Origin of the sequence: Winogradskyella ludwigii, assembly GCF_013403985.1 — a bacterium.
Classification (GTDB): Bacteria; Bacteroidota; Bacteroidia; order Flavobacteriales; family Flavobacteriaceae; genus Winogradskyella; species Winogradskyella ludwigii.
Genome location: NZ_JABFDF010000003.1, coordinates 46,182 through 58,695 on the forward strand (window position 1 = coordinate 46,182; position 12,514 = coordinate 58,695).

Consider the following 12,514-nt stretch of genomic DNA (forward strand, 5'->3'; position numbering starts at 1 on the left):
AGGCTATGTAACGATTGTAAAAGATATATTTGTAAAAACTATTGATATCGTTACAGCTAACACTAGCACTATATATATTGTATCTTTATTTTTTAAATTGTTTTAAAAATATTTTAATTAATTCAACTTATTCTTTTTTAGTAAAATATCCATTTCAATCTGAAAAATGGTACCTTTTAATAAATCTACCATTTGATTAATTTCAATATAACTCATCGCAAAACTTACCATTCCAGAAGGTGTTTCAAGTAGTATAGCTTTAATTGAATTGTCTGATTTGCATTCTTCGCATAATTCCAGATTGTCCAATATTTTAGTTATATATTTTAATAATCTTGTTAGCTGTCTGTTTGTAAGGTTTAATCCTGTATTTCCAAATACGATTTGAATTTTTTTCGTGTTTTTGATAGGACTATTTTTCCATTTAAATGCAATTCCAAAATCGTTATGATAAAGTTTATATATATCGTTCATTGCACTAGTCTTTTTTTGTTTTCAAAAGCTTTATAAGACAGAAATTTCTAACCATCTGGATGCATAATTTGTTTGATTTGTTTTGAGATATATCTGAAGTTTGAATGAATACTCTGGCATCAGGATTAATAATCTGAAAAGCGTCCATATTAGAGGTTTTATAGGAAATCATTTTATCTAAAATTGAAATCAAATTTAATAATTTAAAACCATTCTAAATAATAATTCAAGTATTTAATGGTAACTAATAGTTTAGAGTGCTTATATATTTAATTAGAGGATTTAAATAAGCATTTAAACTTTATTACCTTTATAAAAAAATTAAATTATGAATTCATCAATAGAACAATTATTAAATAATCAAATAAAATATGAAGCTCAAGCTTCAATCCAATATTTAGCCATGGCATCTTGGGCAGACGCTCAAGGTTACAACGGTGTTGCAGATTTTTTTTACAGTCAATCAGAAGAAGAACGTCTTCACATGACTAAGCTTGTAAAATTTGTAAATGAGAGAAGTGGTAAAGTGCTTATACCAGCGTTAGAAGAACCTAAACATGATTTTGAATCGCTTAATGAACTTTTTGAGAAGTTTTTAAATAGCGAGATATATGTTACAGAACAGATTAGTCATGTTATTTATGAGTGTTTACAAAACAAAGATTATAACGTTCATAATTTTATGCAATGGTATGTTACAGAGCAGTTAGAAGAAGAAGCAATGGCAAGAACTTTATTGGATAAATTAAACATTATTGGTAATGATAAATCTGGTCATTATTTATTTGATCGAGATATAAATGTTATAGCTGCTAAGCAAAGTAATGAATAATAAATAGTGTTAATATTTAAAAGACTCCTTATTAAGGAGTCTTTTTTTTTGTAAATTTGTTTTTATTTAGAACAGATAAGAATAATGAACACGGCTATTATTGATTCTCAAAATGTATTAATCATTTTACCATGTATGATGTCATGTGGTAGTGATACCAAGAAAAAATGCTGTAAAAAGTTTAAGAAAAAGGGAAAGACTAACTGTAAGCGTTGCCCAAAACTTTAAGTTTAATCTCCATCAGTATCTGTTGTAGTAATTACAATAGATAAAATACTTCTTACATCAACAGCAAATAAAATACGTAAATCTTCTAGTTTAGAATGTAAGTCTTCTACTTGGCTATGGTTTTGGACTACAGCTTCGCTTAAAGGTGTGGTTATAGCATTAAGAGCTGCATAAATTTCATTTATCTTGTTTTGTATAGCGTCATTTAAGTCTGTTGTATTAGTAATAGAAAACACGTAATCATCCAACCCTAATCCACTTGGGTTAAAATAAGCAGTCTCTACACTTTCAATACTTGCTAGCACAAGTGCTTTAGAAGTACCACTATAATAGGCTTGTGTTAATTCAGAATTAATAACTTGAGAATTTTCTAAACCAGCAGGTTTACCAACCTTTGTAGTTTTAGTAACATCTAATGCATTATGAATACCATTGTAATATTGATTAAATGAACCTTGAATTCCAGAATCATCATTATTGCTAAATGAAGTCGCAAAATCGTCTCCAGAAGTAGACCATATTTCTTTAAGTCTTTCAGCTCTAGATGTTAAGTAAGCCGAAGATAATCTTAAATAATTTCGTCGTTTTTCAGAATCTAAAAAGCTTTGATTAGTAGTTGATGCATCTTCAGCAAACAATAAATATTCTAAAGCTGCTAACGATTTTGCTTGAGAACTAATTGTTGACATAAAATTTTCATCAATAGTGTCGTTATCAGAGATAAAAAATTCAATAGCTCCTTCTACAGTTGGCCAATTATAGATGGATGTGTGTATAAATTGATCTCTAGCACTACCAATATGGTGTACATAAGTTTTTTCATAAGCAATAGCCGCAACTTGCCATTGTGCTTTTGCAGTTTCTAAATTAGCAGTTGTAGTATTATTTAAATAGTTATTTACAGCCAGCTCAAACGTAATGCTAGAATTAGCAAACGTATCTATGGAAGGTATTATTTGTTGATTAGTTAAATCAGTTAATAACGTTTTAATTTTAAATCCGTTATTAGAATCGTCATTACTGTTACAATTAACAAATAGAAGTAATGCAATGGTTAAAAATAATGCTGTTTTTTTCATAATTTCTTATAATGAGTTTACAAAATCAATAACGTTTTCACGTTCCTCTTCTGATAAATTTTTAAAGGCTGTTTTAATAGTTTCAGCTTCTCCACCATGCCAAAGTATGGCTTCTTCAATATTGCGAGCACGTCCATCATGCAAGAAAAACGTATGATTATTAACTGTAGAAATAAGACCAATTCCCCAAAGTGGTTGCGTACGCCATTCGTTGCCATTGGCATCAAAATCTGGTCTGTTGTCAGCCAAATCATCTCCCATATCATGCAGTAGAAAATCAGAATAAGGTTTTATAGTTACATTTTCTAAAAGTGAACTTACTTCTGAAGGTCCTGTAGTTTGATTAATGGCATGGCAGCCAATACAATTTAATTCACTAAAAAGAGCTTTTCCTTTTAACACAGATTCTTCTGTGAAATTTCGTCTATTGGGAACTGCTAAATTAGATTGATAAAATAAAATACGATCTAATTGAGTATCTGTAACTTCTGGTTCTCCACCATTAGGAGCGTCAATACAATCTTGTTGTGGTGACGGACAATTAGTTTCTGGAAAAAGCGATGTCGTTAAGCCCATATCTCCACTTAAAGCTCCAGCTATTTGTTGCTTTAGAGTAGGCATATTAGCTTTCCAACCATATTTTCCGATTTTATCAGTAAGCTCTTCAACATCGTAAACGTAATTTGGTCGTCCAGAAATACCATCATCATTAATATCAAACTCATCTGCAAATTGTAAAATTTCACTATCTGGTAGTGCACTTACTAATCCTAAACCTATGGTTTGTTGTGCTACTCTAGGTGACATTTCTACACCTACCAAACTTCCAAATTGTTCATCAGAAAATGAATAAATTGGTTTTTGTAGTTGGTAAGACGTTCCATCTGCATATTCACCATTTATATACTCATAAGTAACATTTACTTTGGCTTCATACGGAATATCGTTATTAGCTCTATCTTGAAGTTGCGTGCCGTAATTTGCAACAGGATTGTTATTACCAAAGCTATCTTGTCCAGGTAAACTAATTCGCATTAAAAAACCATCAGAATCTTGTCCATTAACTAATGGTCCACCGCGACCATCTTTAAAATGGCATCCTGCACAAGCTCTAGCATTAAACGTAGGTCCTAAACCATCTCTTCCTGTAGTCGAAGCAGGTGAAGACACCCAATTTTGATTGAACAAAGAATTTCCTGTAGAAAATTGACCAATTTCTGTAAACGATAAACCGTCAATTTCAAAACCAAAAGCATTACCACTAGTACTATTAACACCTAAAGAACCTGTTAAATACTCTTCACCTTCTTCGTATAGATTTTCAACAGAAGTGTAATTGTCATCATCAGATTTACAAGATGTAAATCCAATAGTTAAGATCATTAAAAAAATGAAATTTGTTTTTCTTTTTAACAAGGTCTAAAATGTTTTAAATAGATAAATCCCAAAACGCAAAGTTCGGGATTTATCTATGTTTACTAAAATTTAATATTAAATTATTTAGTTAAGGTTAATACCTATAACAGATGCTGATGCACTAATTTCATCTGCTAATGTAAATAAGGCTTCTACAGCTTGCATTACAGGACCAGAAAGATCATCAGAAGTTTCTTGAGTAATTAAATAATCAAAAGGCTGCGCATTGTTACCAACAATATTAACTTTAGTCATTGCATCAGTGGCAGCAACTTGTAAAGCTAATGCTTGTGCAGCGTCTTCTTGGTTTACTAAATCGTAAAAAGAAGCCCCTTCAATAGATCCGTAAGAACCGTAGATAACATTTATTACACCTTGTGCATTTGCAAATACATCTCTGTTAGTGTTGTCAGAAAAACAAGAATGTTCATCTTCTTGTCCTAGTCCATTAATTCCATCTGTAGAATCTACAGGTGCAATCATACGCTCAGAGCTTAATTCATCACCAGCAATAAAGAAAGCACCATTAATAGCTTGTTGTAAAGCCGTATCTGTATCTAAGTTTTCAAATACAGTTCTATATGCTCCACCAACAGCCCAAGTATTAACTAAATCTAATAAATCACTAACTAATAAGTCAGTAGAAACAGTTAAATATAAACCTCTTCTCGTTGCATCATCAGCAGTAGTATAGTCTGTATAACTACGTTGACCAGGTAAATCATCTGCAGGTACAGTATTGTCTTGTCCCCAAAGTAAAAATTCAATAGCGTGCCATCCTGTACTAATAGATTTGTCATCTTCACCTTCATTTAATCCTGCAATTGTAGCTTCATCAATGGTTACACTAGTATCACTAATGATACTTCCATAAGTACCAGCATAATTTTCAGTACCAGATGCTACATAATCAATGTAACTTTCGTCAATTGGCCATGCATTCATTTGTCCTTCCGTACCTAAGGACCAAGAATCAGATTCTGTATCAATTGGGCCATTAGTTTCTCTGTAAGCTTCTGTTTGTCCATAAAACTCTCTTGCAGCCAACCAAGACGTTTTTGCAGATGTAAGACCAGCTTCACTTGGGTTGGTAACAAAATTGTTAATTGCGTTTTGCATAGTTACAGCTGAGTTATAACTATCTAAATAAGATTGATATACAATATCAGCATAATTAGAAATCACTTCTGCTTTTGTAACATCAGTATTGTTACCGTTGTTATTGTTGTCGTCATCACTTGAACAAGCTAATACAAGTGATACTGCTAGTAATAGAATTGAAATTTTTTTCATTATGGTTATATGATTGTTAATTAAAAGACAAAATTATTTTTTATGATTGACACAACAAAACTTATTTAGACTAAATTCAAATAAGAAATTGATATTTATGAATATGTGAATATTTTAACTGGTTTTTAACCATTAACAAAATTTAATACATAGCTAATTATCATTTTCTCAAAAGGTGAATAATGCAAAAAAAATGCGTAGATTTGTTCGCAATTATATCTTAATTGCCATGACAGCACACGAAAATAAAATTGTTGGAGAAGGTCTTACTTACGATGACGTACTCTTAGTTCCAGCATATTCAGAAATACTTCCTAGAGAAGTTAGTATCAAAACAAAATTCACACGAAACATTACCATTAACATTCCTGTTATTTCAGCAGCTATGGATACGGTTACGGAAAGTAAAATGGCAATTGCTATGGCACAAGAAGGTGGAATAGGAGTGTTACATAAAAACATGACTATTGCACAGCAAGCCGATAAGGTAAGGCGTGTAAAACGTGCAGAAAGCGGAATGATTATCGATCCTGTCACCTTACCAATGACGGCAACTGTTTTTGATGCAAAATCAAATATGGCTGAGCATAGTATTGGAGGAATTCCTATTGTAAATGAAGATGGAAAATTAAAAGGAATTGTTACTAATAGAGATCTACGTTTTGAACATGAAGGAACAAAACCAATTATTGAAGTAATGACCAAAGAAAATTTGGTAACTGCTGCTGTTGGTACATCTTTAAAAGATGCAGAACAAATTTTACAACAAAACAAGATTGAAAAATTATTGATTGTTGATGATAATTTTAATCTAAAAGGACTTATTACTTTTAGAGATATTACTAAAGTAACTCAAAAACCAAATGCGAATAAAGATTCTTTTGGTAGATTAAGAGTTGCTGCAGCTATTGGAGTTACTGCAGACGCTGTAGAACGTGCTTCTGCTTTAGTAAAAGCAGGTGTAGATGCTGTAATTATAGATACGGCTCATGGACACACCAAAGGTGTGGTGATGGTATTGAAAGACATAAAAAAGAAGTTCCCAAAGCTTGACGTTATTGTTGGAAATATAGCAACAGGTGCTGCTGCTAAATATTTAGTAGAAGCTGGAGCAGATGCTGTAAAAGTAGGGATTGGACCAGGTTCAATTTGTACAACTAGAGTAGTGGCAGGAGTTGGTTTTCCTCAGTTTTCTGCGGTTTTAGAAGTCGCTGCAGCTATTAAAGGCTCTGGAGTGCCAGTTATTGCAGATGGTGGAATTCGTTATACAGGTGATATTCCTAAAGCGATTGCAGCTGGTGCAGATACGGTAATGCTAGGTTCGCTTTTAGCAGGAACAAAAGAAAGTCCTGGTGATACGATTATCTACGAAGGAAGAAAATTCAAATCTTACAGAGGGATGGGTTCTGTTGAAGCCATGAAACAAGGAAGTAAGGATCGTTATTTTCAAGATGTTGAAGATGATATTAAGAAATTAGTACCAGAAGGTATTGTTGGTCGTGTGCCATATAAAGGTGAGTTGGTAGAAAGTATTCACCAGTTTATTGGTGGACTTAGAGCTGGAATGGGGTATTGTGGTGCTAAAGATATCGAGACGTTGAAAGAAACGGGACGCTTTGTGAAAATCACAAGTTCAGGGATTAATGAAAGTCACCCTCATGATGTAACGATTACTAATGAGTCGCCTAATTATTCAAGATAACTAAATTCCTGCGAAAACAGAAATCTATATAAAAAACAAAAACAGCATCTTTTAAGGTGCTGTTTTTTTGTTACTATAATAATCTAGGGGTTGTTTTAAATTTCTTTTTATGAGAAATTATTCTAGTCCCTTTTTTTCAGGGTTCCAAAAAGGTTTTGTTTTTATTCGTTTGGTGTCCCAATGCAATTCTTTCCTGAAAAAATGATTTAAAGCGATACATGTTCTGCTATCGCCAGCAATATAAGCTATCGTTTTGCCCTTTAAAGTAGGAATAATTTCTTTTAATTGAACAATGATTTCATGGTATGGATTTTCAGGTAATTCATAAAAGTTAAAAGGAAAGCGTCCATCAATATCAGAAAAGAAATCGCTTTTATCAGAATTATAGATAACACTAACTATTTGCTTATCCTTGCCAATATTTCGGTTAATCATGTATAAATGAGAAAGGGCAGAAAGGTCTCCTATCATAATATAGCTATCGGCTGAATCATCTGCAGTAAAATTACCTTTCTTCCATTTGTAATAAACGATATCGTCTTCTTTACAATCTTTTGTCCATTTCGAGCCTACACCATTACTATGAGTAGCAATTGCTAAATCTAATGTGCCTTTTTCTTTATCAATATCCCAAATGCTATAGCTTCTTATTTTGTCTTTCATTGACAGTTCTTCTTTGCCAATACCTACAGCCATTCTTAAGAACGCACCAGGTGTGAACGTTGCTTTACGAATGCTGTCTCCTTGAAGACGAATTCTAAAAGCACTCTTAGAAAGTGTAACCTTTTCTATAATAGTAGCTTCCTCTAAGACTACCGTTTTTAATATATTTTCTAAAATGCTCAATGGTCTTAAATTTAGTTTTGAACGTGATTTTGATGGTAAGCCTCTATTAGTTTTAATGCCGGTTTATGTGCTCTACCAGTAGCTTTTTCATAATCAGAAGGCACATCATTGGCACCATTTTTAATGCCTTCGTAAATTCCTGCTATAATAGTTCCTAGAAACTCACCAAGCTCAGCTATTCTATCGGCTTTATAAGCTTCTACAGAAACAGCATTATAGACTAATTTTGTGCCGTAAACCTGATTAATAAAGTCTGCAAGTTGCTTTTGCGTAATCGCTTCACCTACTAAATTATAGATGTTACCATTATGTTTTTCTTCTAATAACATTTTAGCATAGGCAAGTCCCAATTCTTCACGACTCGTATAAGTACATTTTCCTTGATCTGCACAATTTCTTATCTCACCGTCTTTTATATAGGTATCTAAATATTCTAAATCAGGTTCAATATAAATACCATTTCTACCAATACCCCATTGTAAACCGGAATTACGGATGTCTTCTTCCGTCTGACGATTACTTTGCACCACAGGACTAAAAGCATTGTTTTCTTCAGCACCTACAATACTCGTATAGACTATTTTTTGAACGCCGTTTTGTTTGGCTGCTTCAATGACATTTCGGTGTTGTTGTAATCTTTTCTGTGGATCATCCATACCAGAAACTAACAATACAGTGTCTATTCCTTTTAAAGCGGCAATGAAATCTTCACGACTGTTGTAATCTCCTTTTCTGACTTCTACACCTAAGTGTTCTGCTTTTTCTGTGGTTCTTGCTATGGCTATAACATTTTCTTTTTTAGTGGCTTTTAAAAGTGCTTTTACAATGGCAGATCCTAAATGTCCGCTTGCTGATGTTACTGCAATTTTCATAATTAATGGTTTATGAATGTTTAGATTTTAAAGCCTCTAACTCTTTTTCAAGTTGTTCTGCTTTTGTTTTAAACTTTTCAAGCGCTTTCTTCATTTGGCCAACTTTTTTTAAAGCCTCTTCATCTTGTACTGCTTGATAGGTGGTTTCTCCTTCTTTTTCTTTTATTTTAGAATAACTGCCACATGTAGGGCATTTTGCAATGTCGCTCATAATATTTATTTATTACAAAGTTCTGAAAAGTACTAAAGTGGCAAAAGGTAAATGATCTGTTAAAAATGGTAAATGTGAAACCTAAATCTAAAGTGTAGATTTAAATTCCTTAGGCGAGAGACCTGTATGTTTTTTGAAAAACTTGGTGAAATTAGTGACTTCATCAAAACCATTTTGATAAGCGACTTCTTTAAGACTTATAGTACTACTAAAGATTACACGCTTAATTTCTAAGATGACGTAGTTGTCAATAAAATGCTTTGCTGTATTTAATGTGGTTGCTCTAACTATGGTGTTGAGATGTTTTGTAGATATATTTAGTAGTTGAGCGTAATCTTTGACGTTCCGTGTTTTTATATAATGTTCTTCTACCAAATTCTTGAAATTGATAAAAACACTTTGGTGTGTTTTATTGAACGTTTCATCTGAGACTTTATGAGCTTCACGCTCTAATTTTAATAAAAATAGCTCTAATATTTTAGCAATTATTTCCTTTTGGGCGTAAGTGTATTTGCTTTGAATTTCTTCAGTTATCCGTGCTAAAAAAAAGTCGGTTAAAGTGCTGTTTTCAACTAATGGATCTGAGATATGATAGTTGTATAAATGCGAAATAAATCCGACCGAAGATTTTGAGAAATATTTTAAAATAAAATCCTCTGTAAATACCACTAGATACCCATCGTATTGAAAATGATCTTGAAAAGCATGAACCTGACCTTTCGCAATTTTAAGTACAGAGCCTTTTTGGATGTTGTAAGTCTTTAAATCGATTTGATGTTCACCTTTACCTTCTGTGACAATCAATAAGGCAAAAAAGGAAATTCGGTGCGGCTGATATGGATTGTGATTAGGATCTTTTTTAATTCTTGAGAATAATTCGTCTAATGAAATACATTCAATATCTGTAGCTCCTTCGCTACTTTTAAAAGCTATATTTGGGAAATGATTCAATGATGACTTGATTTATAATTTTTGAATAAAAATAACAATAAATACTGAATGTATTAGGAATTGAAAATTAGGGAATTTTGTTCTTAGTCTCAATATATTTATACCTTTAAAGCTAGTTGTAGGTAATATCGCTTAACCAACAAACTTAATTACTAATCATTAAACAACGGAAAAACTATACCTCTTTTAAAGAAGCTTATATGCAAGAGAGCCATAATATTTGCACCGATTTTTATAGATGATTTAGCCGAGGCAATTGTTGCACATTGTAGTTATACAAATATAAATGGAGTAGATTTAACTTATGCCAAAAATTTGGGTTTGGGAGGACTCAAAGGCAATGAAGTATTTACAGACGCAAATAATCTTACAGAAACAGAACAATTAGAAGCACAAACTTTATTAGCTTATGAAAAATTTAATGACACTAGTAATGCAAAAGGAAAAAAAACTTGCAATTAAAAGTATCTGTATTTTACTTTTACTTTACTTTCCGACAATATCATCACAACAAGATGATGTAAGCAGTATTATTGAGCAATCTATAGAAAATTTTAAGTATAAAAAAGACTCAATGGTATGCTCAATGAAAAGTATAGATATTACGAATATGAAATCAGAATTAAAACATTACTATGATTTTAGGACTAAAAATAGACCGTTTTATACATTTTTCGCTATTGATAGCATTACAGGCGAAGATTATATAGATAGTATTCCGAGTGAAAATTCAATTAAATATTGGAAAAAAAAGTATGGAGCTTTAGATAGTTTATTTACCGCAAAAGAAGTAAACCATATAATAGATGTAGAACTTTCAGAAAGTAAAGATTATGTTTTTAATAGTAAACAGCAAAGTATGGAATGGTGTAAAGATTGCGAATGTACAAACAGAATATCTAAACCATTTTTTAATACGAATAGAGATGTAGTGCTAGTATTGCATAGAATAAATAATAGTTATATTTCAAATCATAAGATTGCTTATATCTATCGAAAATCAGATGGAGAATGGCTTTTGTACAGCACAATAAACACTTTTGGAAGTGGATTATAAAAAATACTGACTACAGCAATATATAAGAAATAGCAGTTAAGAGCTAAACCAAAGGTTTGGTTCTTAACTGCTATCTTTGTTTACAATCTGAAAAATAATTACATTTTACCTGCTACTTTTCATATACGGAGACGTTGAAAAATAAAAACAGCATCAAAATGATGCTGTTTTTTTATAATTGTTATTTTAAGGAACCTTAAGCCTTACTAGCTTTTACAGGACATCCTATAGCTTTTGTGAAATTAGGGCTTGGTTTTTTACCTTTTTCTAAAGCCTCAATAGCGTCTTTAACGTAGTTTACTTTGACGTCTTCTGGTGATTTTGCATTATCATCTACAGTACCAATATATTGTACTTTACGATCTGCATCTAATAAGAAAACGTGAGGTGTTCTTACAGCACCATATTGTGGATATATTTTTTGTCCTTCATCTACTAAGTAAGGAAATGTAAATCCTTTGTCTTCTGAACGTTTTTGCATTGCTGCATAGCCTTCTTTTTCGTTTTCAGGACTGTTAGGGTTAATCGCAATTACAGGATACCCTTTTGTTGCATATTCATTGTTTAATGCAATTAAACGGTCTTCATATAATACTGAAAAGGGACACTCATTACATGTAAATGTAACGATATAACCTTTTGCATTTTCAATACTAGCTAAAGAAACCATTGAACCATCTACATTCTTAAGATTAAAATCTGTAGCAACATCTCCAATGTTATAACCTCCAATTTCTTCTAAAGTTTTAGTTTGTTCTGGACTACCACCTCCTTTTGGAGGTCCTTTTCTATCGCCTCCGTGTGGTGGCCCTTTTCGGTCTCCGTCATGCGGAGGGTGTTCACCTTTATGGTCTTTATGTTGATTTTCAGCAGAAGGTTCTCCTGTTTTATTTTCTTCATTTTTACAAGATACAAGTACACTTGCAGATAAACCAATAATGGCTATTAGGACACTGATTCTTTTCATGATTTTTTAATTAAGTTTTTTTATTTGGTTTTCTATGTCTTCTAAATTTTCAAAAGAGCGTTCATAAAATAAACGTTCGTTTTTGTTAAACATAATTGTAAATGGGATTGCACCAGACCAGTTAGGATCTATTTTATCTATCCACGCGTTAGCATCTGCATCATCCAATAGTACAACTTTTTGAGTTATGTTTTTTTTCTTTAAAAAAGGCTTAAGCTTTGTTTCAATATCTTTTGGGAAATCTAAGCTTACTAAAATGACTTCGACTTCGGGATTTTGAGCAGCGAATTGCTCAATGTATGGTAGCTCTTTGACACAAGGTGCACACCACATTGCCCAAAAATTAATGAGATAGGTTTTATCAGATTCCGTGTAAATTAAGGGTTCAAATTGATTAAAATTGTAAACAGGAATGTCTTGATTAACGTTCGTAGTCGTATTAGATTGTAATGTTTTATCTGATTTAGTATTGTTGCAACTCAGAAAAAAGCTAAGAACTAAAACCAAATGTATTGCCGATTTGAGTGGCTTTATTTTTAATAAATTCAAAATGATGTATTCTATTATTTTTTGTTAGACTCCATAA

14 protein-coding genes are annotated in these 12,514 nt (G+C 32.0%); 4 read left to right on the forward strand and 10 right to left on the reverse strand.

The features are described from left to right. Nucleotides 1-117: 117 nt before the first annotated feature. Nucleotides 118-474 carry a DUF6686 family protein gene (locus tag HM981_RS08650; RefSeq protein ID WP_179338394.1) on the reverse strand — a complete coding sequence of 119 codons (357 nt, stop codon included), beginning with the start codon at nucleotides 472-474 and terminating at the stop codon, nucleotides 118-120. Between the two features lie 328 nt (nucleotides 475-802). On the opposite strand from HM981_RS08650, the gene HM981_RS08655 reads away from it, so the two are divergent. Continuing rightward, the gene (locus HM981_RS08655) at nucleotides 803-1,306 is read left to right on the forward strand and encodes a ferritin (RefSeq protein ID WP_218846354.1); all 504 of its coding nucleotides are present in this window, start codon (nucleotides 803-805) and stop codon (nucleotides 1,304-1,306) included. 230 nt (nucleotides 1,307-1,536) lie between these two features. On the opposite strand, the gene HM981_RS08660 is transcribed toward HM981_RS08655, so the two are convergent. The 3 genes from HM981_RS08660 to HM981_RS08670 all read right to left on the reverse strand — a co-directional run bounded on the left by HM981_RS08660 (nucleotide 1,537) and on the right by HM981_RS08670 (nucleotide 5,322). Then, nucleotides 1,537-2,613 (reverse strand): imelysin family protein, encoded by a 1,077-nt coding sequence (locus HM981_RS08660; protein WP_179338395.1) that lies wholly within the window; start codon nucleotides 2,611-2,613, stop codon nucleotides 1,537-1,539. A gap of 6 nt (nucleotides 2,614-2,619) precedes the next feature. Then, nucleotides 2,620-3,996, reverse strand: coding sequence for a di-heme oxidoreductase family protein (locus HM981_RS08665; protein WP_179338396.1), 1,377 nt, complete (start codon nucleotides 3,994-3,996; stop codon nucleotides 2,620-2,622). A 117-nt stretch (nucleotides 3,997-4,113) separates the two neighbouring features. After that, nucleotides 4,114-5,322 (reverse strand): imelysin family protein, encoded by a 1,209-nt coding sequence (locus HM981_RS08670; protein ID WP_179338397.1) that lies wholly within the window; start codon nucleotides 5,320-5,322, stop codon nucleotides 4,114-4,116. A gap of 229 nt (nucleotides 5,323-5,551) precedes the next feature. Between HM981_RS08670 and guaB the strand changes: the two genes are divergently transcribed. Further along, nucleotides 5,552-7,024, forward strand: a complete 1,473-nt coding sequence (gene guaB, locus HM981_RS08675; protein ID WP_179338741.1) for an IMP dehydrogenase — start codon at nucleotides 5,552-5,554, stop codon at nucleotides 7,022-7,024. Between the two features lie 117 nt (nucleotides 7,025-7,141). Here the strand turns inward: guaB and HM981_RS08680 are convergent, their stop codons facing one another. From HM981_RS08680 to HM981_RS08695, 4 genes are all read right to left on the reverse strand, one after another. Next, entirely contained in the window at nucleotides 7,142-7,870 is a 729-nt protein-coding gene (locus tag HM981_RS08680) for a siderophore-interacting protein (RefSeq protein ID WP_179338398.1), read from the reverse strand. Nucleotides 7,871-7,881: 11 nt separating this feature from the next. Next, a complete protein-coding gene (locus HM981_RS08685; protein ID WP_179338399.1) occupies nucleotides 7,882-8,742 on the reverse strand; it encodes an SDR family oxidoreductase in 861 nt (286 codons plus the stop codon). Between the two features lie 10 nt (nucleotides 8,743-8,752). Further along, nucleotides 8,753-8,953, reverse strand: a complete 201-nt coding sequence (locus HM981_RS08690) for a hypothetical protein (protein WP_179338400.1) — start codon at nucleotides 8,951-8,953, stop codon at nucleotides 8,753-8,755. Between the two features lie 87 nt (nucleotides 8,954-9,040). Then, nucleotides 9,041-9,904: a helix-turn-helix domain-containing protein gene (locus tag HM981_RS08695; protein ID WP_179338401.1), complete on the reverse strand. Its 864-nt coding sequence runs from the start codon at nucleotides 9,902-9,904 to the stop codon at nucleotides 9,041-9,043. 321 nt (nucleotides 9,905-10,225) lie between these two features. On the opposite strand from HM981_RS08695, the gene HM981_RS08700 reads away from it, so the two are divergent. Beyond that, complete coding sequence (locus HM981_RS08700) at nucleotides 10,226-10,366, forward strand: hypothetical protein (protein ID WP_179320119.1); 141 nt, start codon at nucleotides 10,226-10,228, stop codon at nucleotides 10,364-10,366. Then, nucleotides 10,338-10,961, forward strand: a complete 624-nt coding sequence (locus HM981_RS08705) for a hypothetical protein (protein WP_179338402.1) — start codon at nucleotides 10,338-10,340, stop codon at nucleotides 10,959-10,961. The genes HM981_RS08700 and HM981_RS08705 overlap by 29 nt, the downstream gene beginning before the upstream one ends. 196 nt (nucleotides 10,962-11,157) lie before the next feature. Here HM981_RS08705 and HM981_RS08710 read toward each other — a convergent pair whose 3' ends face one another. Then, entirely contained in the window at nucleotides 11,158-11,928 is a 771-nt protein-coding gene (locus HM981_RS08710; protein WP_179338403.1) for a thioredoxin family protein, read from the reverse strand. Between the two features lie 6 nt (nucleotides 11,929-11,934). Next, on the reverse strand, nucleotides 11,935-12,477 hold the full coding sequence (locus HM981_RS08715; RefSeq protein WP_218846357.1) for a TlpA family protein disulfide reductase: 543 nt from the start codon (nucleotides 12,475-12,477) through the stop codon (nucleotides 11,935-11,937). Nucleotides 12,478-12,514 lie beyond the last annotated feature (37 nt).